Annotated in this window: 24 protein-coding genes; 14 read left to right on the forward strand and 10 right to left on the reverse strand. The window is 64.9% G+C overall.

All coding sequences use genetic code 11. The annotated features are described in order from the left end of the window. Window positions 1–16: 16 nt before the first annotated feature. Window positions 17–658, reverse strand: a complete 642-nt coding sequence (locus GO606_RS12240; protein WP_169117088.1) for a glutathione S-transferase family protein — start codon at window positions 656–658, stop codon at window positions 17–19. 197 nt (window positions 659–855) lie between these two features. Between GO606_RS12240 and GO606_RS12245 the strand changes: the two genes are divergently transcribed. Further along, on the forward strand, window positions 856–1,335 hold the full coding sequence (locus GO606_RS12245; RefSeq protein ID WP_169117089.1) for an aminoacyl-tRNA deacylase: 480 nt from the start codon (window positions 856–858) through the stop codon (window positions 1,333–1,335). Window positions 1,336–1,462: 127 nt separating this feature from the next. Here the strand turns inward: GO606_RS12245 and GO606_RS12250 are convergent, their stop codons facing one another. The 3 genes from GO606_RS12250 to GO606_RS12260 all read right to left on the reverse strand — a co-directional run bounded on the left by GO606_RS12250 (window position 1,463) and on the right by GO606_RS12260 (window position 3,799). Further along, window positions 1,463–1,903 (reverse strand): host attachment protein, encoded by a 441-nt coding sequence (locus GO606_RS12250; protein ID WP_169117090.1) that lies wholly within the window; start codon window positions 1,901–1,903, stop codon window positions 1,463–1,465. A gap of 163 nt (window positions 1,904–2,066) precedes the next feature. Further along, window positions 2,067–2,900: a M90 family metallopeptidase gene (locus GO606_RS12255; RefSeq protein ID WP_169117091.1), complete on the reverse strand. Its 834-nt coding sequence runs from the start codon at window positions 2,898–2,900 to the stop codon at window positions 2,067–2,069. A 5-nt stretch (window positions 2,901–2,905) separates the two neighbouring features. Further along, on the reverse strand, window positions 2,906–3,799 hold the full coding sequence (locus GO606_RS12260) for a DMT family transporter (RefSeq protein ID WP_169117092.1): 894 nt from the start codon (window positions 3,797–3,799) through the stop codon (window positions 2,906–2,908). Between the two features lie 94 nt (window positions 3,800–3,893). On the opposite strand from GO606_RS12260, the gene GO606_RS12265 reads away from it, so the two are divergent. Beyond that, entirely contained in the window at window positions 3,894–6,095 is a 2,202-nt protein-coding gene (locus GO606_RS12265; RefSeq protein ID WP_169117093.1) for a RelA/SpoT family protein, read from the forward strand. A gap of 75 nt (window positions 6,096–6,170) precedes the next feature. Here the strand turns inward: GO606_RS12265 and ppk1 are convergent, their stop codons facing one another. Next, complete coding sequence (gene ppk1 / locus GO606_RS12270) at window positions 6,171–8,252, reverse strand: polyphosphate kinase 1 (RefSeq protein WP_169117094.1); 2,082 nt, start codon at window positions 8,250–8,252, stop codon at window positions 6,171–6,173. 194 nt (window positions 8,253–8,446) lie between these two features. Here ppk1 and ppx point away from each other — a divergent pair, with 194 nt between their 5' ends. From ppx to GO606_RS12310, 8 genes are read left to right on the forward strand one after another with little or no spacing between them, the layout of a single operon-like run. Further along, on the forward strand, window positions 8,447–9,949 hold the full coding sequence (ppx, locus tag GO606_RS12275; RefSeq protein ID WP_169117095.1) for an exopolyphosphatase: 1,503 nt from the start codon (window positions 8,447–8,449) through the stop codon (window positions 9,947–9,949). A gap of 9 nt (window positions 9,950–9,958) precedes the next feature. Further along, window positions 9,959–11,083, forward strand: coding sequence for an MlaE family ABC transporter permease (locus GO606_RS12280; RefSeq protein ID WP_169117096.1), 1,125 nt, complete (start codon window positions 9,959–9,961; stop codon window positions 11,081–11,083). Beyond that, window positions 11,080–11,859 carry an ABC transporter ATP-binding protein gene (locus GO606_RS12285; protein ID WP_169117097.1) on the forward strand — a complete coding sequence of 260 codons (780 nt, stop codon included), beginning with the start codon at window positions 11,080–11,082 and terminating at the stop codon, window positions 11,857–11,859. The genes GO606_RS12280 and GO606_RS12285 overlap by 4 nt, the downstream gene beginning before the upstream one ends. After that, on the forward strand, window positions 11,859–12,794 hold the full coding sequence (locus GO606_RS12290) for an MlaD family protein (protein WP_169117098.1): 936 nt from the start codon (window positions 11,859–11,861) through the stop codon (window positions 12,792–12,794). Before GO606_RS12285 ends, GO606_RS12290 begins: the two co-directional genes overlap by 1 nt. A 19-nt stretch (window positions 12,795–12,813) precedes the next feature. After that, window positions 12,814–13,446, forward strand: a complete 633-nt coding sequence (locus GO606_RS12295) for an ABC-type transport auxiliary lipoprotein family protein (protein ID WP_169117099.1) — start codon at window positions 12,814–12,816, stop codon at window positions 13,444–13,446. A 46-nt stretch (window positions 13,447–13,492) separates the two neighbouring features. Next, complete coding sequence (locus tag GO606_RS12300) at window positions 13,493–15,145, forward strand: acyl-CoA synthetase (RefSeq protein WP_169117100.1); 1,653 nt, start codon at window positions 13,493–13,495, stop codon at window positions 15,143–15,145. Between the two features lie 20 nt (window positions 15,146–15,165). Continuing rightward, entirely contained in the window at window positions 15,166–15,966 is an 801-nt protein-coding gene (locus GO606_RS12305) for an enoyl-CoA hydratase (protein ID WP_169117101.1), read from the forward strand. Window positions 15,967–16,009: 43 nt separating this feature from the next. After that, window positions 16,010–16,780, forward strand: a complete 771-nt coding sequence (locus GO606_RS12310) for a TatD family hydrolase (RefSeq protein ID WP_169117102.1) — start codon at window positions 16,010–16,012, stop codon at window positions 16,778–16,780. On the opposite strand, the gene GO606_RS12315 is transcribed toward GO606_RS12310, so the two are convergent. Next, window positions 16,777–17,379 (reverse strand): TetR/AcrR family transcriptional regulator, encoded by a 603-nt coding sequence (locus tag GO606_RS12315; RefSeq protein WP_169117103.1) that lies wholly within the window; start codon window positions 17,377–17,379, stop codon window positions 16,777–16,779. The two genes, GO606_RS12310 and GO606_RS12315, sit on opposite strands and share 4 nt — an antisense overlap. 167 nt (window positions 17,380–17,546) lie before the next feature. On the opposite strand from GO606_RS12315, the gene GO606_RS12320 reads away from it, so the two are divergent. From GO606_RS12320 to GO606_RS12335, 4 genes are read left to right on the forward strand one after another with little or no spacing between them, the layout of a single operon-like run. Then, window positions 17,547–18,296, forward strand: coding sequence for an electron transfer flavoprotein subunit beta/FixA family protein (locus tag GO606_RS12320; protein WP_169117104.1), 750 nt, complete (start codon window positions 17,547–17,549; stop codon window positions 18,294–18,296). Between the two features lie 2 nt (window positions 18,297–18,298). Beyond that, window positions 18,299–19,261, forward strand: coding sequence for an electron transfer flavoprotein subunit alpha/FixB family protein (locus GO606_RS12325; protein WP_169117105.1), 963 nt, complete (start codon window positions 18,299–18,301; stop codon window positions 19,259–19,261). A 48-nt stretch (window positions 19,262–19,309) separates the two neighbouring features. Continuing rightward, window positions 19,310–19,975, forward strand: a complete 666-nt coding sequence (locus tag GO606_RS12330) for an energy-coupling factor ABC transporter permease (protein ID WP_169117106.1) — start codon at window positions 19,310–19,312, stop codon at window positions 19,973–19,975. A gap of 55 nt (window positions 19,976–20,030) precedes the next feature. Next, window positions 20,031–21,824 carry an acyl-CoA dehydrogenase gene (locus GO606_RS12335; RefSeq protein ID WP_169117107.1) on the forward strand — a complete coding sequence of 598 codons (1,794 nt, stop codon included), beginning with the start codon at window positions 20,031–20,033 and terminating at the stop codon, window positions 21,822–21,824. 99 nt (window positions 21,825–21,923) lie between these two features. On the opposite strand, the gene GO606_RS12340 is transcribed toward GO606_RS12335, so the two are convergent. Genes GO606_RS12340 through GO606_RS12355 form a run of 4 tightly spaced genes read right to left on the reverse strand, consistent with a single transcriptional unit; the run spans window position 21,924 to window position 23,900 of the window. Continuing rightward, window positions 21,924–22,706 carry a peptidylprolyl isomerase gene (locus GO606_RS12340; RefSeq protein ID WP_169117108.1) on the reverse strand — a complete coding sequence of 261 codons (783 nt, stop codon included), beginning with the start codon at window positions 22,704–22,706 and terminating at the stop codon, window positions 21,924–21,926. Window positions 22,707–22,732: 26 nt separating this feature from the next. Beyond that, the gene (locus GO606_RS12345) at window positions 22,733–22,996 is read right to left on the reverse strand and encodes a BolA family protein (protein WP_169117109.1); all 264 of its coding nucleotides are present in this window, start codon (window positions 22,994–22,996) and stop codon (window positions 22,733–22,735) included. Continuing rightward, window positions 22,993–23,292: a YciI family protein gene (locus GO606_RS12350; protein WP_169117110.1), complete on the reverse strand. Its 300-nt coding sequence runs from the start codon at window positions 23,290–23,292 to the stop codon at window positions 22,993–22,995. Before GO606_RS12350 ends, GO606_RS12345 begins: the two co-directional genes overlap by 4 nt. Beyond that, a complete protein-coding gene (locus GO606_RS12355) occupies window positions 23,292–23,900 on the reverse strand; it encodes a septation protein A (protein WP_169117111.1) in 609 nt (202 codons plus the stop codon). The genes GO606_RS12350 and GO606_RS12355 overlap by 1 nt, the downstream gene beginning before the upstream one ends. Between the last annotated feature and the right edge of the window lie 142 nt (window positions 23,901–24,042).

Here is a 24,042-nt window from a genome sequence, read left to right on the forward strand (position 1 = left end):
GGCTCCCGCGACCGCGTCAGGTCCAGTGGGCCGGCCAGGTGCGAGCGAAGTAGGGCAGCGCCTCGACCCGCTTCATCCACGCTGCAAGCCGCGGGCCGATCCGTGCGCCGATTTCCACGTCCGGCTTCCTCTTCTCGATGCGCAGCGCCAGCGCGATCAACGGGTAGAGCGTGAAGTCGGCCGCGGAAAGTTCGCCCGCGAGCGAGTCGTCCGCGATCATCGTTTCCCACAGGCCGAGTTCGCGCGTGAAGGCGTCGCGCGAGCGCGCGATCGTTTCCTGTTGCCATTCCGCTTTCGGCGTATAGAGCACGTTTGCGACGAGTTCTTCTAGCGCATTCGCCAGATACTGGTCGGCTTCGCGAACCATGCGGCGGATCAGCGCCCGTTGCCGGATGTCGCCCGGAAACAGCAGCGGCGTTTCGTCGTAGCGTTCGTCCAGGTATTCGAGGATCGCCGCCGATTCATAAAGAGCGAGGCCGTCATCGACGATTGCCGGCACTTTCTGGCGCGGGTTGATCGCCGTGTACTCGGGTTTTTTCAGGTCTCCGGCATCGAACGACAACGCCTTGAGTTCGTACCGCAGGTGCTTGTGTTCGAGCGCCAGCCAGACGCGCCAAGCATAAGGCGAGCCGGCGCCGTAGTAGAAACAAAGAGCCATTTCCGTACCTCCCACGCTTTGGAGACCTGCAAACGTCTTGTGCATCCCGATCCTGCGGCACGACTCCGCCCGGCAACCGCATGGCCGGCGTGCCTGCAGTGCAGGATGCCGTGTTGCGTCCTAAAATGAAATATCAGAATGAAAGGTCAAGGGGGCGGGTGGACCAACTGCCCGGATCCTGATCGAGGAGGACCATCATGGCAATCGCATCAAAACTCCAGGAGTACATGAGCGAACACGGCTTGCGGTACGACGTCCTGACGCATCCGCATTCCCACAACAGCATGGAAACCGCCCAGCTGGCACGGGTACCCGGCAATTGCCTGGCGAAATCGGTCGTGCTCGAAGACGATGACGGCTTCCTGATGGCCGTGTTGCCGTCCACCCAGCATGTGCAGCTTGGCTGGCTCAGCAAGGCGATGCAGCGCAACTTGCGTCTGGCGTCCGAGGACGAACTGTCTGCCCTGTTTGCCGATTGCGAACCGGGCGCGGTTCCGCCCGTCGGCAGCGCGTATGGCATGCGGATGGTCGTGGACGACACCTTGGCCGAGCAGCCGGAGATCTACTTCGAGGGCGGCGATCACGAGAAGCTGATCCAGATGAGCGGAGAGGATTTCATGAGGATGATGGAAGAGGCGAAGCACATCCGGTTCGGCGAGCATTACTGGCGGCATTGAGCGCCACCCTTGAGCCAAATGAATGCGGGGCGCTGGGCGCCCCGCGGCTCTTCGAGGTCGCGCATGCTGCGACCTCATCGTCTCATGAACAGAGACGTTCGAAGAATCAGGCTTCCGAGTCAGGAATTCAAAGGAACAGGCACGAGCCTAGTCGCTCGCGCAATACGGGCTCGGGTTCCTTCGTGTAGTCCTTTTCGAAACGATCGGTGATCAGCTGCGCTGTCGGTGTGTCGAGCACCGAATTGAGCATGCCCATGAAGGCGGGCGGCGCGAAGACGATTGCGCGGCTGAACTCATTCTTGGCCCGCCCAAGGTACAGTTCCTGCGCAAGCTGTTGCGCGAACACCTTTGCTTCGTGGGTTTTGGGGATGGTTTGCGGCTGCCTCGAACCTTGCCCGTTGCCTACCGACGCCATGCTGCCGGAACGGTCGGTCACAAGTTCGGAATTCTTCTGTCGGCTTTCCGGATGGATCAGTTCCTTCACCAGTGTGAGTCCCTTGTTCGGACCGAGGTTTGCATAGAGCTTCGCCAGGCTGGCATTGGCAACCAGTATCCAGGTTATAACCATGAATCGTCCTCCGAGAGATAGATCGGGTGGTCTGCCGGTTGTGGCTCTTGCAGCTTAGACGGGCGCCCCATACGTGGCAAACTCATTTTGCCGTGAACGTCAACCGATGACTCCGGGTCCGCCAATGACGCCCGCTCTGAAGGCTGCTATCCCAAGGATTTATTCATTCAGCATCTTGAGTATTTCCGGCGGTGCGTGGCTGGACGCCGCAATGGCGTCGCCGCTCGTCGCGGAAGCGGCGCTCGCCGGCGGCGAGCTCCAGCCCGTAGAAGCGCGACAGCTGCTCGTACACGCGGGGAAGTTCCTGTTCGAGAAGGCAGGGGATCTCGAAGAACGCTTCGGAGGTGACCGCGAAAAACTCGCCCGGACTCTCCGCGCCGTATGGGTCGAGGAGTGTTTCCTCGCCGGCATCGACCTGTGCGCAAAAATGCTGGTAGGCGTCGGTAAACACCCTCGCCCAGGCCGCTCTGCTCATGCCCTGCGGCAGCCGCGGCAAGCCATCGACGTCGCCGTTCTGCATGTCCAGCTTGTGCGCGAACTCGTGGATGACGACGTTTACGCCTTCCGGCCCTTCACCTTCCCGATGCCACGACACCAGCACCGGGCCGCCTTCCCACGCTTCTCCGAGGACTTCGTCGTCGTATTCGTGCACGACCCCGGCGTCGTCCGTTTCATGTCGCGGAATCACGAAGTCTCCGGGGTAGACGACGACACCGACCCAGCCGCGATAGGCGTCGAGGCCGACGCGCAGGATCGGCAGGCAGGCCTGGAGGGCGATCGCAAGCATGATCTGGTCGGTGAGTGCCATGCCGTGGGCGCCGTGGAACTGCTTTTCCGCGAGGAATTCGCGCGCGAGCTGCCGCAGGCGCTCGCGGTCGGCCGGTTCGAGATAGTCGAGAAACGGCAGCTTCTTCTCGACGCCGCTCCATAACGCGTCCGGCACCCGTATCGTGGCGAGCCGGCGTGCCTTTCGCCATTTGCGCAGGAAATTCAGCATCGCGTTCAGCCGGCCGGTTTGCGCGTCGTCAGGAAAATACCGGCGAAAACCAGCGCGATTCCGGCGAAGTGGAAGGGCTGCGGGCGTTCGCCGAGAAAGATCGCCGCGAGCAGCGCCGTGAACACCGGCATCAGGTGGATGAACAGGGATGCCCGGCTCGGACCGACCGCCGCAACGCCGGCGTTGAAGAACACGTAGCCGAGAAAGCCGGGGAAGATGCCGGTGTAGAGAATGCCCGCGAGCGCTGCCGGTGACGGATCGATGAGCCTCCCACTCGCGATTTCCCACGCGTACAGCGGCGCGAGCCCCGCAACGCCGACGGCGGTGAAGGCGGCGAGCATCAGCATCGGATCGATGCCGGCGGGCCGCCATTGCAGGCCGACCGTGTAGAGGCCCCAGGTCAGCACCGCGAGCAGCATCCACAGGTCGCCGGTGTTGAGGCTGAAGCCGAGCAGTGTCGCCAGGCTGCCGCGCGCGACGATGATCATCACGCCGACGAGCGACACGACGACGCCGGCCGCTTCGAGGCCCGTCAGCCGCTTGCCGAGCAGCACGAACGCCAGCGCGATCGTCGCCACCGGCGTGAAGGAATTGAGCAGCGTCGCGCTGGTTGCGGTCGTGTATTGCAGCGCGATGTACGCGAAGGTGTTGTAGCAGCCGACGCCGATGAAGCCGAGGACGACGATCGCGCGCCAGTGCGCCTTGAGGCGGGGCCATTGCGCGCGCAGATGGGGCAGCGCGAACGGCAGCGTCAGCGCGAATGCGATCGTCCAGCGCCAGAAGGCGAGCGTCATCGGCGGCACGGCTTCGCGCAGGCCACGGCCAATCACCATGTTGCCCGCCCAGAACAGCGAGGTCAGCGTCAGGAGCAGATAGGGGCTGGCGAAGCGCTTTTTCATTGATTTTGTCACCGTGGCAGGCCGGTGATGATGGCACAGCGCGGAATCGTCTGCAGCCGGGCGAAGATGAGAGCCGATATGGGATAATCCGCCCATGGTCTCCGTCACGCATGCCATTTCACAGAACGATGCCGTTCCGCCGGTCGAGCTGCTCGCCGACGGTCTGGGCGCCGACGATCGCGCATTGATCGAAAAAGCCCTCGAACTGGCCGAGGGCATCTACGAAAACCACGTCCTCGGCACCGGCGAGTCGGTGTGGACCCACGCGATGGGGACGGCGCTGATCGCCGCGTCGCTGCGGCTCGACGCCGAAACGCGCGTGGCCGCATTGCTGTTCGCCGTCGGCGACTACGTCGAGGACCCGATCGAGACGGTGACGGCGCGCTTCGGCGAAGGGGTTGCGCGCCTCGTCGAGGGGCTGCGCAAGCTCAACGGCCTGCGCCTGCTCACGCGCATGACGACGACCGCGACGGCGCCGGAGATCCGCGCGCAGACCGAAGTGCTGCGCAAGATGCTGCTGGCGATGGTCGAGGACATCCGCGTCGTGCTGCTGCGGCTTGCGTCCCGCACGCAGACGCTGCGTTATTTCACCGAACAGAAAGGCGAAGTCCGCACCGACGTCGCGCGCGAGAGCCTCGACATCTATGCGCCGCTGGCGAACCGGCTCGGCGTGTGGCAGCTGAAGTGGGAGCTGGAAGACCTGTCGTTCCGCTTCCTCGAGCCGGAGACGTACAAACGCATCGCGAAGATGCTCGACGAGCGTCGCGTCGAGCGCGAGAGCTTCATCCAGGAAGCGATCGAACGGCTCAAGCGCGAGATCGCCGCGGTCGGCATCAAGGCCGAGGTTTATGGGCGGCCGAAGCATATCTACAGCATCTACAACAAGATGCGCGCGAAGCGGCTCGACTTCTCGCAGGTGTACGACATCCGCGCGCTGCGGGTGCTGGTCGACAACGTGCGCGACTGCTACACGGTCCTGGGCATCGTGAACCAGCTCTGGCAGCCGATCGGCCAGGAGTTCGACGACTACATCACCAAGCCGAAGGGCAACAACTATCAGTCGCTGCACACCGCGGTGCTCGCCGGCGATGGCCGGGCAGTCGAAGTGCAGATCCGCACGCACGACATGCACAAGCATGCTGAACTCGGGGTCGCGGCACACTGGCGCTACAAGGAAGGCAAGGGGCACGGCGGCGATTACGATGAGAAAATCGCGCTGCTGCGCAGCCTGCTGTCGTGGCGCGACGAGATCGCAGATTCGGCCGACTGGGTCGAGAAGTTCAAGCGCGCCTCGCTCGACGACGCGATCTACGTGCTGACGCCGCAGGGCAAGGTCGTCGATCTGCCGCGCGGTGCGACGCCGATCGATTTCGCGTACCGCCTGCACACCGACCTCGGCCACCACTGTCGCGGCGCCAAGGTCGACGGGCACCTGGTGCCGCTCAACACGCGGCTCGAGAACGGCCAGACGGTGGAGATCACCGCGGCGAAGGAGGGCGGTCCGTCGCGCGACTGGCTCAACGCCACGCAGGGCTATGTCGCGACGGGCCGCGCGCGCACCAAGATCAAGCAGTACTTCAATCAGCTCGAAGAGAACGAGCTGCTCGCGCGCGGGCGCAGTGTCATCACGAAGGAAATGCAGCGCGAGGGGCAATCCCAGGCCAACATCGACGAGATTGCGGGCAAGCTCGGCTTCAAGAACGCCGAGTCGATGTTCGTCGCGGCCGGCCGCGGCGAAGTGGGGCCGCGCGCGGTCCATCTCGCGCTGCGCGACACCGGGGAGCCCGCGCCGGAGGCGGCCGATTCCGGCATGGTGATCGGCCAGAGCCGCGCCGGTGATTCGAGCGACAAGATCCTGATCGTCGGGGTCGGGAAGCTCCTGACTTCGCTCGGACGCTGCTGCAAGCCGGCGCCGCCGGACGCGATCGAAGGGTTCGTCACGCGCAGCCGTGGCATCTCGATCCACCGCGTCGACTGCCGCGATTTCCAGCGCCTCGCGGGCAGCCATCCGGAGCGGGTGATCAAGGCCGACTGGGGCGAGCAGGCGTACAACAACCGCCAGTCGGTGTTTCCCGTCGATATCGCCGTCCAGGCGGCCGACCGGCAGGGTTTGCTGCGCGACATCTCCGAAGTGTTGTCGCGCGAAAAACTCAACGTCATCGCGGTCAATACGCTGACAAAGAAGGGAGTCGCATACATGCGCTTCACGATGGAGGTCGGCGGTGTCGCGCAGGTGCAGCGCGCCATCACGCTGATCCGCGAAGTGCGCGACGTCATCGACGCACAACGCAAGTAGTCCCGGTGCCGGCGGGGCCCGCCCGCTGACGGGCTGGGCAGGATTCTCGAGCCCCAGTCGGCTGCCGCCAGCCCCTCAGCGGCTCGCCGACAGTTCCGTGAGCAGGATCATCTGCGCGGCCCGGCGCACGCCGCGCGGCGTCTTGCGGCGATAGCGCCCGTCTTCGAGCATCTCCCAGGCCTGGCAGTTGTCGCCGAGGTAGGCGCGCAGGCCTTCCTTGATCACGCGCCGTTTCAGGCGCTGGTCGAGCACCGGAAACGCGATCTCGATGCGACCGAAGAAATTGCGGTCCATCCAGTCGGCACTCGACAGGTAAACCTGGTCTTCGCCATCGGCGCGGAAATAGAAAATCCGATGATGTTCGAGGAAGCGGCCGATGACCGAGCGCACGCGGATATTCTCAGACAGCCCGGCGACGCCCGGCCGCAGCGCGCACGGCCCGCGCACGATCAGGTCGATGTCGACGCCGGCCTGCGAGGCGGCATAGAGCGCCTCGATCGTTTCCGGTTCGAGCAGCGCGTTCATCTTCACCATGATGTGGGCGCGGCGACCCGCCCGCGCGAGTTCTGCCTCGGCGTTGATCGCGGCGACGACGTTCGACTGCAGCGCGAACGGCGCCTGCCACAGATGCTTCAGCGTGCTCGCCTTGCCCAGCCCGGTAAGCTGCTTGAAGACTTCGGCGACGTCCTGGCCGATCTCCTCGTTGCACGTGAGCAGGCCGAAGTCGGTGTAGAAGCGTGTCGTGCGTGGATGGTAATTGCCGGTGCCCATGTGCACGTAGCGGCGCAGCCCGTCTTCTTCCCGGCGGACCAGCATCAGCAGTTTTGCGTGGGTCTTGTAGCCAAACACGCCGTAGACGACGTGAGCACCGACTTCTTCAAGGCGATTTGCCCAGTTGATGTTCGCCTCTTCGTCGAAGCGTGCCATCAGTTCGAGCACGACGGTTACTTCCTTGCCTTTCTGCGCGGCGCGCACGAGATGTTCCATCAGCACGGAATCGGTCCCGGTGCGATACACCGTCATCTTGATCGCCAGCACCTGCGGGTCGTCGGCCGCTGCCCGCAGCAGGTCGATCACCGGCGTGAAGCTCTGGAACGGGTGGTGCAGCAGCACGTCCTGCTTGCGGATCGCGTCGAAGATCTCGCGGCCTTTTTCGAGCGTTTTCGGCAGGCCCGGCAGGAAAGGCGGGTAATTCAGGTCGGGACGGTTCACCCAGTCCGTCACCTGCATCAGGCGCACCAGGTTGACGATGCCCGGCATGCTGTAGAGATCCTTGGGGCCGAGCCGGAAGTGCTGCAGCAGGAACGCCGCCATTTTTTCCGAGCAGTTGTCGGCAATCTCCAGCCGCACGGCGTCGCCGAAGTGACGCTGCTGCAGTTCGCCTTTCAGCGATACGCGCAGGTCCTTGACTTCTTCTTCGTCGACGAACAGGTCGGAGTTGCGCGTGACGCGGAACTGATAGCAGCCCAGCACGCGCATCCCGGAGAACAGCTCGCCGACATGCGCATGCAGGACCGACGACAGGAAGACGAAGGTGTATTCGTGCTCGCAGATTTCGCGCGGCAGCCGGATCACCCGCGGTAACGCGCGCGGCGCCTGGACGATCGCCGTGCCGGAATCGCGGCCGAAGGCGTCGAGCCCTTCGAGTTCGACGGCGAAATTCAGGCTCTTGTTGAGCACGCGCGGAAACGGATGCGCCGGATCGAGGCCGATCGGAGTGAGTACCGGAATCACTTCGCGCAGGAAATAATCGCGCACCCACGCGCGCTGGGCGTCGGTCCACAGGTGCCGGCGCGGGAACACGATGCTTTCGGCTTCGAGCGCCGGCAGGATGTCTTCGTTGAGCAGTTCGTACTGCTGGGCGATGATGCTGTGGACCTCGAGGCTGACGCGGTCGAGCAACTCGGTCGGCAGCAGGCCGTCATTGCCCGCGGTACGGCTGCCGAGGCGGATCTGTTCCTTGATGCCGGACACCCGGATTTCGAAGAATTCGTCGAGATTGCTCGAGACGATGCACAGGAAGCGCAAGCGCTCGAGCAGCGGAACGGTGTGATCGGCCGCCTGGGCCAGCACCCGGCGCTGGAACTGGAGAAGAGACAGCTCCCGATTGATGAAATGCTCGGTGGGGAAAAGCTGGCTTAGTGGGGGCCTGTGCATGGGTCTCATTATGGCTGGGGGTGTGCCTGCCGCGATTATGTGACAAATGTGTTGCAAATGCATGAACGTGCGCCGGCAGCCATGACAATCGCGAATTCACGCGGAACCCTCGCCCGCATCGGGCGCAGCTTGTGCCGCGGGGCCGGGTGGTAGAATGTCGGCCACTTCGACCTGCGCGATTGCGTGCCTACACGATGATGCAAGAACTGATCGCAGCGATCGACCTCGGTTCCAACAGTTTCCGGCTCCAGGTGGGCCGGATCGTCAATGATCAGATCTATCCGCTCGACGGACTCAAGGAAGCGGTCCGCCTCGCCGCCGGCCTGTCGGCAGACAAGCTGCTCGATGTCGCGGCCCAGCAGCGCGGTCTGATCGCGCTGCAACGCTTCAACGAGCGTCTGCGCGGTTTTCCGCCCGACGCGGTACGGGCGGTGGCGACCAACACGCTGCGAGTGGCGAAGAACTCGCCCGAGTTCCTCCTTCGTGCCGAAGCGGCGCTCGGGGTGCCGATCGAGGTGATCGCGGGGCGCGAAGAAGCACGCCTGATCTACGTCGGGGTCGCGCATACGCTGCCCGACCCGCACCGCCAGCAGCTCGTCGTCGATATCGGCGGCGGGTCGACCGAATTCATCATCGGCAAGAGCTTCGAGCCGATCCATCTCGAGTCCCTCTACATGGGCTGCGTGAGCTTCAGCCTGCAGTACTTTCCGGGCGGGCGGATCGACAAGCGCGGCTTGCGGGAAGCCGAACTGGCGGCCCGGCGCGAGCTCCAGGCGATCGCCCATTCGTACCGCGAGACCGGATGGGAAGTGGCCGTCGGGTCGAGCGGATCGGCCAAGGCGCTCGTCGAGATTCTCGAGCAGAACGGATTCTCGGAAAGCGGGATCACGCGCGACGGACTGGAGCGGCTGAAAGCGGCGATGCTGCGGGCCGGCAGCATCGATCGCGCCGATCTGGCGGGCCTCAAGGGCGATCGCCTGCCGGTGCTGCTCGGCGGGCTCTCGATCATGTCGGCGGTGTTCAAGGAGTTCGACCTCGAGCACATGGTGTTTTCGGAAGGGGCGTTGCGTCTGGGCGTGCTCTACGATCTGCTCGGCCGCTACCACCACCACGACTTGCGCGATGCGACCGTCAACGCGTTCGTGACTCGTTATGGAACGGATCGCAAGCAGGGTGCCAGCGTTGCCGACACTGCTTCCCACCTGCTGTCGCGCCTGGTTCCCGAAGCTGCCGAAAGCGACCACCCGGACCGCCGCTTCCTGCGCTGGGCGGCGATGCTCCACGAAGTCGGGGTTTCGGTCGCGCACTCCAGCTACCACAAGCACAGCGCCTATATCCTCGCCAATGCCGACATGCCGGGCTTCTCGCGAATGGATCAGGGCCGCCTGGCGCGGATCGTGCTGGCGCATCGCGGAAAACTGGAGCGGGTGGCGGCGATCGATCCCGAAAGCCGCGACTGGCTGCTGATCGTGTGCCTGCGCCTCGCGGTGATCGTCCATCGCGCCCGCGACGGACGCGGCATCCCGCCGATCGACATCGAACGCGACGGGCGCGGCTTCATCGTCACCGCTCGCGACGGCTGGCTGCAGAAGCTGCCGCTGACCGCGGCTGCGATCGAGGAAGAGCAGCGGCAGTGGCTGTCGGTCGGACGCAGCCTCGTGCTGCGCACGCCGCCCGGCCGGGCGCTGGTCGCCTGACGCCGGATCGTGCGCGCGCCCACCGCAAGCTGCGGGCTGTCGGCCGGAAGTGGTGCGAGGCCCGAGTGCCGGCTGGAGGGTGACTGGACGCTGCGCGCGCTCGCACCGCGCGCCGACGAATTCCGCCGCCTGCTTGCCCGTGCCGGGCAGGGCGCCAGCTGGAAACTCGACGGCGTAACGCGCCTCGACAGCTTCGGCGCGACGCTGTTGTGGCACGCGTGGCGCGAACAGTGGCCCGAAGATCTGAGCGCCGACGACGAGCTGCGCGCGGTGATCGGCCGCATCGCGGCGACGGCCGCCGAGCCCTTGCCCGAAGCGCGGGCCTTCACGCTGACCGACGCCATCGTCGTGCTCGGCGCGGCGCTCCTGGGTTTTGCCAATCATCTCGCCGGATTCGTGCGGCTGGCGGGACAGCTGTGCCTGGACATCGCGTATCTGCTGCGCCACCCGGGCGACTGGCCGCTGCGCGAGATTTCGGCAAATTTCTACAAAGTCGGCGCCAAGGCCACGCCGGTCGCAGCGCTCGTCGGCTTTCTGATCGGCGTGGTGTTGTCCTACCTTTCGGCGCTGCAACTGCGGGCTTTCGGCGCGGACATCTACATCGTCAACATCCTCGGCCTCGGCATTGTCCGCGAACTCGGGCCGGTCCTCGTTTCGGTGCTGGTGGCCGGGCGTTCGGGGTCGGCGATGACCGCCCAGCTCGGCGTGATGCGCGTGACCGAGGAGCTCGATGCGCTGTCGGCGATGGGCATTTCGCGCACGGTGCGCCTGGTCTTGCCGAAAGTGGTCGCGCTGACGGTGGCGATGCCCTTGCTCGTGCTATGGACCTCGGCCGTCGCGCTGTTCGGCGGCATGGTGTCGGCATGGGTGCAACTCGATCTCGGCTTCGGTTTTTTCCTTGACACGCTGCCGCGCGTCGTACCCGTTGCGAACCTCTACATCGGACTCGCGAAGGGCGCGGTTTTCGGCTTGTCCATCGCGCTCGTGGCCTGTCACTTCGGCCTGCGCGTGCGGCCGAATACGGAGAGCCTGTCGACCAACACGACCGCGTCGGTGGTCTCGGCGATCACCGTCGTGATCCTCATCGACGCGGTGTTCGCGATTGCGACGCGTTCGATCGGAGTGCCCGGATGAGCGACGCACCGGTCATCGAGCTGCGCGGCATCGTCACCCGCTTCGGGAGCAATCTCGTGCACGACGGAATCGACCTGTCAGTGGCCCGCGGCGAAGTCGTGGCCCTCGTCGGCGGGTCCGGCAGCGGCAAGACGACGCTGCTGCGGCACATGATCGGGCTGACACGCCCGGCGCGCGGAGAGGTTTCGCTGTTCGGCGAGCCGCTGTTCTCGGGCAGCCTTCGCGAGCAGCGGGCGCGGCGGCGGCGCTTCGGCGTGCTGTTCCAGCACGGGGCGCTGTTCTCGGCGTTGAACGTCGCCGAGAACATCGGGTTTCCGCTGCGCGAACTGCATGTCGTGACGCCGAAGGAGATCCGCGATCTGGTTGCGTTGAAGCTCGCGATGGTCGAGCTCGAACCGTCGACCGCGCTATTGATGCCCGCCGAACTGTCGGGCGGCATGGTGAAGCGCGTCGCGCTCGCCCGTGCGCTGGCGCTGGAACCCGAATTGCTGCTGCTCGACGAGCCTACCGCCGGGCTCGATCCGGACCGGAGCGCGGCGTTCGTCGAACTCGTCCGCTCGCTGCAGGCCCAGCTTGAGCTGACGGTGGTGCTGGTGACGCACGACATCGACACCCTGGCGGCACTGTCGTCGAAGGTGGCGATCCTCGCGGAACGGCGCATTCTCAGCTACGCCTCACAGGAGAAAACGATGGAACTTGATCATCCTTTCGTCGCGAGCTTTTTCCGTGGCGAATTCGGCAGGCGCGCAATCGCACGGAGCAGGGGGAAAACCTGATGGAAAACCGCGCTCACGCGCTCGCCGCCGGAGTGTTCGCGCTGCTGCTCGGTGCTGCACTGGTCCTCGCGCTGTGGTGGTTCTCCGACGGGCGGCAGCCGACACGGGATTACGTTCTCGAATCGCGCGGCAGCGTCACCGGCCTGAACGTCGAAGGGCAGGTGCGCTATCGCGGCATGCCGGCTGGCAAGGTGACCGATATCCGGATCGATCCACAGGACTCCTCAAAGATCCTCGTTGATATCCGCATCCGCGAGGATCTGCCGATCACCCGCGGCACGCGTGCGCGCCTGGGCTACCAGGGCGTGACGGGGATCGCGTACGTGCAGCTCGACGACAGCGGCGAGAACCCGGTGCCGTTGACCGGCGACCCGCCCCGGCTGGTGCTGGAGCCGGGCCTGATGGAGCAGCTGACCGACAGCACGCTGGATGCGATGAGGCGGGTGACGATGATCGCCGACCAGCTCGCGCAATTCCTCAGCGACGACAACCTCGGACGGCTGCGCAACACATTGCAGCGTCTGGATTCGGCCGCGGCCGGGATCGACCGCACCTTTGCCGACGCGCCCGCAACGCTCGAGGCGATCCGCTCCGCACTGAACCAGGACAATCTGAAGAAATTCGCCGCGACACTCGCGAACCTCGAGCAGGCAAGCGGCGACGTCGTGCCGGCGGTCGCCGAAATGCGCGCGCTGATGGCGCGCCTGCAGTCGACAGCGGAGAACCTCGACGCGGCGACGGCCGCGACCGGCGAAGGGCTGATCGACAACACGCTGCCCCAGCTCAATGCGCTGCTGAAAGAGCTGACCGGAACCTCGCGCCGGCTCGGAAGCCTGATCGAAGAGGTCCAGGCGTCGCCGCAGATGCTGTTGAGCGGCCGCTCGCGCCGCCCTCCGGGCCCCGGCGAGGACGGGTTCGAACCGGAACGGAAATGACCGGACAGGAAACTGCGCAATGTTGATGTCTATGAAGGCAGGACGATCGGGTCTGCTCGTGCTGGCGCTCGCGGCGGCCCTGGGAGGATGCGGCAACCTCGGCGTGCCGGCCGAGCGCTTCACTTTTTTCGACCTGGGGCTCGCGGAGCCGGTCGAGCCGGCGCTGGAATTCCCGCCGGCGCGCGTCGAAGTGCGTGCGCCGTCATGGTTGTCGACCGGCGCGATGCAGTACCGGATCGATTATCGACAACCGGCGCAGCGGGAAGCGTATTCCGAGACGCGCTGGGTCGCGGAGCCGGCCGAAATGCTGCGCGTTGCACTCGACCGCGCCCTGACGGCGAACCGGAGCGCCGACGGCGAATGTCGATTGCATGTCGAGCTGGACGAATTCGTGCAGGTGTTCGACAGTGAACAAAGCAGCCACGCGAAGATTGTCGCCCGTGCTGCGCTCCTCGTCCCGCGCAGCGACGCCGAATTGTCGCATCGCACGCTCGTCGTCAGCGAACCAGCGCCAACCCCGGATGCGGCCGGCGGCGTGATCGCCTTCCGGCGGGCCGTGCAGCGGCTGGCGCATGACGTTTCGATCTGGCTGGCGAGCCTTGACCCTGAAAGGGCACAGGGATTGAATACTTCAGGACGCTGCAGGCGCTAGCGGCCAGCGTCCACCTCACTGCAATAATCATGACAGCGGAGCAGAAATGACCGAACGCGAATCGTCACCCTACGATATTGGTCTGGAGAAGAATGCCGCCAATTACGTCCCGCTCACGCCGCTGACGTTCATCGAGCGCAGCGCCTACATTTATCCGGACCGGATCGCCGTCATTCATGGCGCACGCCGGTACACGTGGCTGGAAAGCTATACGCGCAGCCGTCGTCTGGCATCGGCGCTGAAGCAGCTGGGCGTCGGGAAGAGCGATACCGTCGCGGTCGTCCTCAACAACACTCCGGAAATGTTCGAATGCCATTTCGGCGTGCCGGCGACGGGTGCGGTACTCAACACGATCAACACACGCCTCGAGCCCGAAGCCGTCGCGTTCATGCTCAACCATGCCGAAGCGAAGGTGCTGATCACGGACCGCGAGTTCGCCCGGGTCGTGGCGAAGGCGATCGAACTCGCGAACCGGCCGGACCTGATCGTCATCGACGTCGACGATCCGGAATACAGCGGGCCGGGGGAGCGCGTCGGCACGCTCGAATACGAGGCGCTGCTCGAGACGGGCAGCCCGGACTTCGCCTTCGAGCAACCCGCCGACGAATGGCACGCGATCTCGCTGAACTACACGTCCGGCACCACCGGCAATCCGAAAGGCGTCGTCTATCATCACCGCGGCGCGTACCTCAACGCGATGAGCAACATCGTCAGCTGGGGCATGCCGTCGCATTCGGTGTATCTGTGGACGCTGCCGATGTTCCACTGCAACGGCTGGTGCTTCGCGTGGACGATGGCGGCCAACGCCGGCACCAACGTGTGCCTGCGCCGGGTTGATGCGCGTCTGATCTTCGAGGCGATCCGCGAGCACGGCGTCACGCATTACTGCGGCGCGCCGATCGTCCATTCGCTGCTCGCAAATGCGCCTGAATCCTGGCGCGAAGGCATCGACCACAAGGTGTACGGCCTCGTCGCGGCCGCGCCGCCGCCTGCCGCGGTGATCGAAGGCATGGCGAAGATCGGCATCGACCTGACCCACGTGTACGGCCTCACCGAAACCTACGGTCCCGCTGCGGTCTGCGCGAAGCACGACGAGTGGAAGGATCTCCCACTGGCCGAGCAGGTCGCGCTGAACGGGCGCCAGGGCGTGCGCTATCACGCGCAGGAGGGCATCACGGTGCTCGATCCGCAGACGATGGAGCCGGTGCCCTGGGACAACCAGACGATGGGCGAGATCATGTTCCGCGGCAACCTCGTGATGAAGGGTTACCTGAAGAACCCCGACGCGACCGAGGAGTCGTTTCGCGGCGGCTGGTATCACACCGGCGACCTGGCGGTGATGCAGGCCGACGGCTACGTCAAGATCAAGGATCGCTCGAAGGACGTGATCATCTCCGGCGGCGAGAACATCTCGTCGATCGAAGTCGAGGATGCGCTGTACAAGCATCCGGCGGTGATGGCAGCGGCGGTCGTCGCGCTGCCCGATCCGAAGTGGGGTGAAGTGCCGGCAGCTTTCGTCGAGCTGCGCGACGGGGCGACGGTGACCGAAGCGGAGCTGATCACGCACTGCCGCGAGCATCTCGCCGGCTTCAAGTCGCCGAAGAAAGTCATCTTCGGGCCGTTGCCGAAAACTTCGACCGGCAAGATCCAGAAGTTCGTGCTGCGTGAGCAGGCGAAATCGACCCAGTCCTTCGAATAGACCCACGGGGAGGAACAGAAATGAGCGCAGTCCCGCAATCCGATGCCGAAACCCTGCTGCTGCGCCGCGATGAAGGCGGCGTGGCGTACCTTGCACTGAACCGGCCCGGCCAGTTCAATTCGCTGTCGCAGGCGATGCTCGAAGCGCTGATCGCCGAGATCGACGCCATTGCAGCAGACGCCAGCGTGCGCGTGGTCGTCCTGTCCGGCGAAGGCAAGGCATTTTGCGCCGGCCACGACCTCAAGGAGATGCGCGGCAACCCCGCGCTCGAGTTCCAGCAGGCGCTGTTTCGCCTGTGCGGCCGGTTCATGGTGAAGCTGACCGAGATGCCGCAGCCAGTGATCGCGCGGGTGCACGGCATCGCGACCGCAGCCGGGTGCCAGCTGGTGTCGATGTGCGACCTCGCGGTGGCCGCCGACGTCGCGCGGTTCGCCGTGTCTGGCATCAACGTCGGCCTGTTCTGCGCGACACCCAGCGTGGGTTTGTCGCGCAATATGGGGCGCAAGGAGGCGTTCGAGATGCTGGTCACCGGCGATTTCATCGATGCGCATGAAGCGCAGCGCCGCGGGCTGGTCAATCGCGTCGTGCCGCTCGAGCAACTCGACGACGAGATCGCGAAACTCACCGCGTCGATCTGCGCAAAGTCGCCCGTCGCGGTGCAGATGGGCAAGCAGATGTTCTACCGCCAGCTCGAGATGGGAATGGAGGCCGCTTACCAGATGGCTGCCGAGACGATGGCCTGCAACATGATGACCGAGGACGCTGCGGAGGGCATCGATGCCTTCGTTGCCAAGCGCAAGCCGCAGTGGCGCGGGCGCTGAGCCCGCCCGGACGACGGGCGTGCCGGTGCCTGTCGACACCCCGATGCTTGTGGACACCCATATCCACCTCGATGCCGAGGAATTCGAGCACGACCGCGAGGCCGTGCTCGCGTCGGCCCGGTCGGCCGGCATAGCGCGTTTCGTCGTCCCGGGCGTCGAGGTCGCGAACTTCGATCGCGTCGCGGCGCTCGCCGCGGCGCATCCCGACATCCGGTATGCGTGTGGCATCCATCCGCTATACGTCGACGCTGCAGGGCCTGACGATCTGGCGATTCTCGAGGATCGTCTGAGCAAGGGCGACGCCATCGCCGTGGGCGAGATCGGACTCGATTTCCTCGTTGCCGGCGACGAGCGCAACAGGGACCGGCAGGAGCAGTTCTACGTCGCGCAACTGAAGCTCGCACGCCGCTTCGAGTTGCCGGTGATCCTGCATGTGCGACGCGCGGTCGACGCAATCCTCAAGCACTTGCGACACGGGGGGGTGCGCGGTGGCATCGCGCATGCCTTCAATGGCAGCCGGCAGCAGGCCGACGCGTTCATCGCGATGGGCTTCAAGCTGGGTTTCGGTGGGGCGATGAGTTTCGACGGCTCACGGCGCATCCGTGCACTCGCGGCGACCTTGCCCCTGGACGCGGTCGTTCTCGAAACGGACGCGCCGGACATGTCCCCCGCTTGGGCGCAGGGGCGGCGCAACGAACCGTATAACCTGCTGCGTTATGCCCGGATTCTCGCCGACCTGAGGGGGATTCCGGTCGGCGAGGTGATTGCAGCAACGGGCCGCAACGCAGTTTCGGTGTTTGCCGGAAGGCTTTAGGCCGACTGCCTTTTCGTCATGTTTGCGGACTGGGCGATGAGATCGGCGATGTCGCGCTTGACGCGCGCCACGTCGCTGTCGAACTTGTCATAGATCATCAGCGAAATACCGAATACGTAGGCATAGAGCAGCATGCAGCGGCTCGACGCTTCTTCCATCGGCACGCCGCACGCGAGAAACAGGTCGCGCGCGCAGCGCAGGCGGATGTCGTCGACTTCGGCGACGATCGCCGCGGCTTCCGGATCGCGCCGCGCCCAGTCCCGCACCGCCAGTTCGATCATCGCGCCGCGGCGGCTGCGGCTTGTGCTGTAGATGTCGATGACGTAGTAAATCTGCTCCAGCTCGCGCCCGGGGTCCGCTCGGGTCTGCTTGACGATGTCGCGGATCCGGCCGTCGCGCCAGGTCTGCAACACGGCCATCAACAGGTCGCGCCGATCCTGGAAATGCCAGTAGAAGCTTCCTTTCGTGACTTTCAGGCGCTTGGCCAGCACCTCGACGCGCAGACCGGCGATGCCTTCCTCGGCGAGCACGTCGGTGGCGGCAACGACCCATGCATCGCGGTCGAGTTGAACCCGGGGTTTGTTCACGACGTTTTCCATACGGGATAGTATTGACGAATCCTGGACCATACGCTACCGTACGCATCCATACCGATGCGTATGGAACGATTTTTTTGAGCGGCGGTCAAGGTGTCATTCGATTTCGGGCAGTGACATAATGCCCGGACCCATAAAAACACTGACCAGATAGATTAAGGAGCGCGGCATTGAAGATCCTGGTACCCGTTAAGCGCGTGGTCGATTACAACGTCAAGGTGCGTGTCAAGAGCGACGGCACCGGCGTGGATATCGCCAACGTGAAGATGTCGATGAATCCGTTCGACGAGATTGCAATCGAAGAAGCGGTGCGGCTGAAGGAAGCCGGTATTGCGACCGAAGTGGTGGCGGTGAGTTGCGGCGTCGCCGCGTGCCAGGAGACGCTGCGCGCGGCGATGGCGATCGGTGCGGACCGCGGCATCCTCGTCGAGACCGACGCTGAACTGCAGCCGCTCGCCGTCGCAAAGCTCTTGAAGGCGCTGTGCGACAAGGAAGCCCCGCAGCTGGTGATCTGCGGCAAGCAGGCGATCGACGACGACTCGAACCAGACCGGCCAGATGCTGGCCGCCTTGATGAGCTGGCCGCAAGCTACCTTCGCGTCGAAGCTCGTCGTTGCCGATGGTGCTGCGACCGTCACGCGCGAGATCGACGGCGGCCTCGAAACCCTCGAAATCAAGCTGCCGGCGGTCGTCTCGACCGACCTGCGCCTGAACGAGCCGCGCTATGCGACGCTGCCGAACATCATGAAAGCGAAGAAGAAGCCGCTCGACACGGTCAAGCCCGCCGAACTCGGCGTCGATGTCGCACCGCGCCTGGCGACGCTGAAAGTCGTCGAACCGGCGAAGCGGAGCGCCGGCGTGCGCGTCGCCGACGTCGCGCAGCTCGTCGACAAGCTCAAGAACGAAGCGAAGGTGATCTGAACATGGCGATTCTGGTTATTGCTGAACACGACAATGCGAGCCTGAAGGCCGCGACCCTGAACGCCGTGGCCGCGGCCACCGAGCTCGGCAAGGCGGCCGGAGGCGAAGTGCATGTCCTCGTCGCGGGCGCGAACTGCGCCGCGGCCGCGGCAGAAGCCGCGAAGCTCGCTGGCGTGGCCAAGGTGCGCGTCGCCGATGCCGCGCACTACGACGCGCAGACCGCCGAGAACGTCGCGGCGCTCGTCGTCGCTCTCATCGCCGATAAGGCCGGCGACTACTCGCACCTTGTCGCGCCCGGCACCTCGTACGGCAAGAACGTGACCCCGCGCGTGGCGGCACTCCTCGACGTCGCGCAAATCTCCGACGTCGTCGCGATCGAAGCGGCCGACACTTTCCAGCGCCCGATCTACGCCGGCAACGCGCTGGCGACCGTCAAGAGCGCCGATCGCGTGAAAGTGCTGACGGTGCGCACGACCGCCTTCGAAGCGGCGGCAGTGGCAAATGAGGGCGGCGCCGCGGTCGAAGCACTCGTCGCGGGGCCCGACCTGGGTGTGGCGAAGCTCGTCGGGCGCGAGCTCACGAAGAGCGCGCGCCCCGAACTGGGTGCGGCGAAGATCATCGTCTCCGGCGGCCGGGGTCTGGGCAGCGGCGAGAACTACCACAAGCTGCTCGAGCCGCTCGCCGACAAGCTCGGCGCCGCGCTCGGCGCCTCGCGCGCCGCGGTCGACGCCGGTTTCGCCCCGAACGACTACCAGGTCGGCCAGACCGGCAAGATCGTCGCGCCGCAGCTCTACATCGCGGTCGGCGTCTCGGGCGCGATCCAGCACCTGGCGGGCATGAAGGACTCGAAGGTCATCGTCGCGATCAACAAGGATCCCGAGGCGCCGATCTTCCAGGTCGCCGACTACGGGCTTGTCGGCGATCTGTTCGAGATCGTCCCCGAGCTGACCAACGCGGTAGGCTGACGCCGCGCGAGCGAAACCGGGCCCGGACCCGCACGGGGAGCAGCGAGATTGGACCTCCCTGTCTCGCTGTTCCCCGCCTCCTGGCACTGGATTTCGCTCACCCTTTCGCTGTTCGTGTTCCATCACCTCGCCACGACGATCCGATGGAAACACCTCGCAGCGCCGGCGCAGCTAAACCTGCTGCTCGGCTTCGTCGTAAGCCTGATCCTGTTGTGGAGCCTGAGGGCCGGCGTCAAGCCCGGCCTGAATCTCCATTTGCTCGGCGCAATGGTTGCCACCCTCGCGCTGGGTCCCCGGCTCGCGATCGTCGCGCTGGGGCTGGCGCTGGCCGGGATTACCCTGAACGGGGCCCTCGAGTGGCAAGCCTGGCCGCTCAATTTCCTGCTGATGGGCGTTGCGCCGGTGCTCGCCGCGCAACTGTGGCTGCGCACGGTGGAACGTCGCCTGCCGGCGCATTTGTTCGTGTTCATCTTCGTCGTGGCATTCATCGGCTCTGCGGTCACGGCGATGCTGCAGGGAGTCCTTGCAGCCGCGGCGATGGTAGCGGGCAGTGCCTATTCATTTGCGTTTCTGGCCAGCGATTATCTTCCTTACCTCCTGTTGCTCGGTTTTGCGGAGGCCTGGATGAGCGGGGCGGCGATCACGCTGATGGTGGTGTACCGGCCCGACTGGGTGGTGGCGTTCGATGACCGCCGCTATCTGATCGACAAGTAACCCGATGCGGCAGCAAGAGCCGCAAATTACAACAAAGTACTGGAGAGTTAGAAAAATGAGCCAATACACTGCACCTGTTCGCGACATGCAGTTCGTCATGCACGAACTGGCCGGACTGCAAGAAGTCGCAAAGCTTCCTGGCTGCGAAGAGGTGTCGAGCGACCTGGTCGATGCGATCCTGGACGAAGCGAACAAGTTCGCCAGCGGCGTTCTGGCGCCCCTGAACCGGATTGGAGACCAGGAGGGTGCGAAGTGGGATCATGGCAAGGTCACGACGGCGCCCGGCTGGAGAGAGGCCTATCGCCAGTTCTCGGAGGCCGGGTGGACTGCGGTCGCAGGCGATCCGGAATACGGCGGCCAGGGGTTGCCGAAGCTGCTCTCGACTGCCGTCATGGAAATGTGGAAGGCGGCGAACATGGCCTTCTCGCTGTGCCCGATGCTGACCAACGGTGCGATCGAGGCGATCGCGCTGCGCGGCAGCGACGAGCAGAAGACCGCTTACCTGCCGAAGATGATCAGCGGCGAGTGGACCGGCACGATGAACCTCACCGAGCCGCAGGCGGGTTCCGATCTGGCAGCGGTGCGCACGCGCGCCGAACCCCAGGGCGACGGCACGTACCGCCTCTTCGGGCAGAAGATCTTCATCACCTATGGTGAGCACGACCTGACCGACAACATCGTTCACCTGGTGCTTGCGCGCCTTCCCGACGCACCCGAAGGCGTGAAGGGGATTTCGCTCTTTGTCGTGCCGAAGTTCCTGCTCAATGCCGACGGCACGCCCGGCGCGCGCAACGACGTGCAGTGCGTCTCGATCGAGCACAAGCTCGGCATCCACGCGAGCCCGACCTGCGTGCTCGCGTTCGGCGACAACGGCGGTGCCATCGGCACCTTGGTCGGCGAGGCGAACCGCGGCCTCGAATACATGTTCATCATGATGAACGAGGCGCGCTTTGCAGTCGGCATGGAAGGCCTGGCGTTGTCCGAGCGCGCCTACCAGCATGCCCTGGCCTACGCGAAGGATCGTGTGCAGGGCACCGAAGCGGGGGTGCGCGGCGGACCGAAGGTGTCGATCATCCATCACCCCGACGTGCGCCGCATGCTGATGTCGATGAAATCGCAGACCGAGGCGATGCGGGCGCTCGCCTATGTCGTCGGTGCGGCGACCGACCTCGCGCATCGGCACCCCGACGCTGCGGTGCGCGCACAGAAGCAGGCTTTCGTCGACCTGATGATTCCGGTCGTCAAGGGATGGTGCACCGAGAATTCGATCGACATCGCATCGACGGGCGTGCAGGTGCACGGCGGCATGGGCTTCATCGAAGAGGCCGGGGCGGCACAGCATCTGCGCGACGCACGGATCACGACGATCTACGAAGGCACGACGGCAATCCAGGCGAACGACCTGATCGGGCGGAAGATCGCGCGTGAGAACGGCTTGACGATCAGAGCATTGATCAGCGACATGCGTGCCGTCCAGACGCAACTTGCCGACCAGCAGGGCGAAGCGTTTGCGGCGATCCGCAAATCGCTCGACGCCGGCATCGCGGCGGTCGAGGCGGCGGTGGACTACATCCTCGCGACGTACAACAACGACATCAAGGCGGCTTCGGTCGGCTCGGTGCCGTTCCTGAAGCTGCTCGGCATCGTCGGGGGCGGATGGCAAATGGCGCGCGCGGCGCTGGCCTCGCAGGCCCGAATCACGGCCGGGTCGGACGATGTGTTCTACCGGACGAAGATCGTGACGGCGCGTTTTTACGCCGACCACGTCCTATCGCTCGCTCCGGCGCTGGCGTACGCCGTGGTGAACGGGGCCGCTGGCGCGCTGGCTCTCGACGAAGCGCACTTCTGAACGTGACTTGATGGCGGCGCCGGCTGTGCCGCGCCCGCCTTGAAACGAAAGGGCCGACCTGCCTGCGCAGAGACCGGCCCTTGTCACGCCGGGTCGCGGTTACTCGACCTTCGCCTTGGCCCTCAGGTCGGCGACGTGCTTCTCGATTTTCTTCTGCTGCAGACGCTGTTCGAGTTGCGGCTTGACCTCCTCGAACGCAGGAGCTTTCAGGTCGCGGACGTCGTCGAGCTGGATCACGTGATAGCCGAAATCGCTCTTCACCGGCGTCGCACTGTATTGACCCTTCTCGAGTTTGACCATCGCTTCCGAGAACGGCTTGACGAACATCCCCGGGTTGCTCCAGCCCAGTTCGCCACCCTTGTCCTTCGAGCCGGGATCCTTCGACGCCTTGGCGAGCGCCTCGAACTTCTCGCCGGCGCGCAGCTTGCCGATGATCGCTTTCGCTTCCTCTTCGGTTTCGACGAGGATGTGACGCGGCTTGTATTCCTTCGAACCCATCTGGCCCTTGATGCTTTCGTATTCCTTGCGGAGATCGGCATCGGTGGCGGGATTGGTCTTGACGAAGTCCTGCATGTACGCGCGGATCAGCACACCCTGGCGGGCGAGGTCCATCTGAGCCTGGATTTCCGGCTTCTTGTCGATGCCTTTCTTTGCCGCTTCCTGTGCAAGCACTTCGAGGCGGACGAGCTGCTCGCGAGCGGCCTCGCGCAGTTCCGCGCCGTCGGGGGCGCCTTGCGCACGCTGCTCATTGATCATGACGTCCATGCGGGACGAAGGGATCGGGGCGCCGTTTACAGTCGCAACCGGGGTAGCCGCGCCCGCTGCGTGGACCAACAGGGCGGCCGTGAGACCGAGGGCGAGGCGGCTGGGAAAACGTTTCATCAAGGTTCCTTCCGGGTGGGTTGAATTCATGCTTCATCGGCCGTCAGGGCGCGGACGGCGAGCGCGTGCACGCGCGTGCGCATCAGATCGCCGAGCGCGTCATAGACAAGGCGGTGACGGGCAACAGTGTTCTTGCCCTTGAAACACTCGGCGACGATGGTCAGACGATAATGGCCGCCGCCACTTCTCGCTCCCGCATGGCCGGCGTGCAACGCGCTGTCATCGTCGATCTCGATCGACACCGGATCGAGCACCGCAAGGCGTTCGCGGATTTGGTCAATCGTGGTCAAGGCAGCACCTTCTTGAAGGGTTTCACGGTGATCCGCGCGAACACGCCCTGTTTCACGTAGGGATCGTCGGCCAGCCAGCGCTCGGCCTCGCCCTGCGAGGCGAACTCGGCGACGACGAGGCTGCCGAAGAAACCGGCCGGGCCGGGATCCGGGGAGTCTATCGCCGGCATCGGGCCTGCCATCAGCAGGCGTCCTTCGTCGCGCAATCCCTCCAGCCGGGCCAGATGGGCCGGACGGGCGCTCATGCGCGCCTCAAGCGAACCCGGCGCGTCTTCGCCGAGAAGTACGTAAAGCATCAGGTGGTTTCCTCCTGGATATGTCGGGACAGATAGAAGCCCTGGCCAAAAACGAACAGCAGCATCAGGCCCATGCCGCCGAAAAGTTTGAAATTGACCCAGGTTTCTTCGGAAAAGTTGTATGCAACGTACAGATTGAGAAAGCCCATGAGGATGAAAAACCCGGCCCATGCGAGGTTGAGGCGTCCCCAGACGGGATCCGGCAGCCGAACCTGGGCTTCGAGCATCTTCCGGATCAGGTTGCGGTGGAACATCACGGCCGATACCGTCAAGGTCCCGCCGAACAGCCAGTACAGCGCGGTCGGCTTCCACTTGATGAAGGTGGGGTTGTGGAAAAACAGCGTCGCACCCCCGAACACCACGATGATGGCCAGGCTGATCCACAACATCGTGTCGACCTTGCGGTGCCGCATCCATACCCAGGCGATCTGGGCGACCGTAGCCAGGATCGCGACCGCGGTTGCCAGCAGGATCGGGGCCTGCGTGACGACAATGCCGTCGCCGAGCCAGCGCGACGCGAGCTCGTGCGCGAAGGACTGGTTCGCGCCGGCGATCTTGTAGGCGACGAAGAAGAGGATGACCGGGAGCAGATCGAAGAGAATTTTCATGCGGCAGGATTATAGCCACTTGTCCGTTGTACCCGGCTGAGCTTTGGGTTGATGGACTCCTGGCCGATCAACGCCGATCGCCGGGCAGGACGGCAGTGCCGCGGCGACAGCTGGTACCGATAGCGACGACCGGACGCGGGGG

The sequence above is a fragment of the Aromatoleum anaerobium genome, from assembly GCF_012910705.2.
Lineage (GTDB): Bacteria > Pseudomonadota > Gammaproteobacteria > Burkholderiales > Rhodocyclaceae > Aromatoleum > Aromatoleum anaerobium.

What these genes read in the sequence shown, in the direction of transcription:
- GO606_RS12305 (WP_169117101.1), top strand. Translation starts at nt 15,166, where the DNA reads ATGAGCGCAGTCCCGCAATCCGATGCCGAAACCCTGCTGCTGCGCCGC.
- GO606_RS12290 (WP_169117098.1), top strand. Translation starts at nt 11,859, where the DNA reads ATGGAAAACCGCGCTCACGCGCTCGCCGCCGGAGTGTTCGCGCTGCTG.
- GO606_RS12240 (WP_169117088.1), bottom strand. Translation starts at nt 658, where the DNA reads ATGGCTCTTTGTTTCTACTACGGCGCCGGCTCGCCTTATGCTTGGCGC.
- GO606_RS12335 (WP_169117107.1), top strand. Translation starts at nt 20,031, where the DNA reads ATGAGCCAATACACTGCACCTGTTCGCGACATGCAGTTCGTCATGCAC.
- GO606_RS12295 (WP_169117099.1), top strand. Translation starts at nt 12,814, where the DNA reads ATGTTGATGTCTATGAAGGCAGGACGATCGGGTCTGCTCGTGCTGGCG.
- GO606_RS12355 (WP_169117111.1), bottom strand. Translation starts at nt 23,900, where the DNA reads ATGAAAATTCTCTTCGATCTGCTCCCGGTCATCCTCTTCTTCGTCGCC.
- GO606_RS12325 (WP_169117105.1), top strand. Translation starts at nt 18,299, where the DNA reads ATGGCGATTCTGGTTATTGCTGAACACGACAATGCGAGCCTGAAGGCC.
- GO606_RS12285 (WP_169117097.1), top strand. Translation starts at nt 11,080, where the DNA reads ATGAGCGACGCACCGGTCATCGAGCTGCGCGGCATCGTCACCCGCTTC.
- GO606_RS12310 (WP_169117102.1), top strand. Translation starts at nt 16,010, where the DNA reads ATGCTTGTGGACACCCATATCCACCTCGATGCCGAGGAATTCGAGCAC.
- GO606_RS12340 (WP_169117108.1), bottom strand. Translation starts at nt 22,706, where the DNA reads ATGAAACGTTTTCCCAGCCGCCTCGCCCTCGGTCTCACGGCCGCCCTG.
- GO606_RS12315 (WP_169117103.1), bottom strand. Translation starts at nt 17,379, where the DNA reads ATGGAAAACGTCGTGAACAAACCCCGGGTTCAACTCGACCGCGATGCA.
- ppx (WP_169117095.1), top strand. Translation starts at nt 8,447, where the DNA reads ATGATGCAAGAACTGATCGCAGCGATCGACCTCGGTTCCAACAGTTTC.
- GO606_RS12255 (WP_169117091.1), bottom strand. Translation starts at nt 2,900, where the DNA reads ATGCTGAATTTCCTGCGCAAATGGCGAAAGGCACGCCGGCTCGCCACG.
- GO606_RS12250 (WP_169117090.1), bottom strand. Translation starts at nt 1,903, where the DNA reads ATGGTTATAACCTGGATACTGGTTGCCAATGCCAGCCTGGCGAAGCTC.
- GO606_RS12265 (WP_169117093.1), top strand. Translation starts at nt 3,894, where the DNA reads ATGGTCTCCGTCACGCATGCCATTTCACAGAACGATGCCGTTCCGCCG.
- GO606_RS12260 (WP_169117092.1), bottom strand. Translation starts at nt 3,799, where the DNA reads ATGAAAAAGCGCTTCGCCAGCCCCTATCTGCTCCTGACGCTGACCTCG.
- GO606_RS12245 (WP_169117089.1), top strand. Translation starts at nt 856, where the DNA reads ATGGCAATCGCATCAAAACTCCAGGAGTACATGAGCGAACACGGCTTG.
- GO606_RS12300 (WP_169117100.1), top strand. Translation starts at nt 13,493, where the DNA reads ATGACCGAACGCGAATCGTCACCCTACGATATTGGTCTGGAGAAGAAT.
- GO606_RS12350 (WP_169117110.1), bottom strand. Translation starts at nt 23,292, where the DNA reads ATGCTTTACGTACTTCTCGGCGAAGACGCGCCGGGTTCGCTTGAGGCG.
- ppk1 (WP_169117094.1), bottom strand. Translation starts at nt 8,252, where the DNA reads ATGCACAGGCCCCCACTAAGCCAGCTTTTCCCCACCGAGCATTTCATC.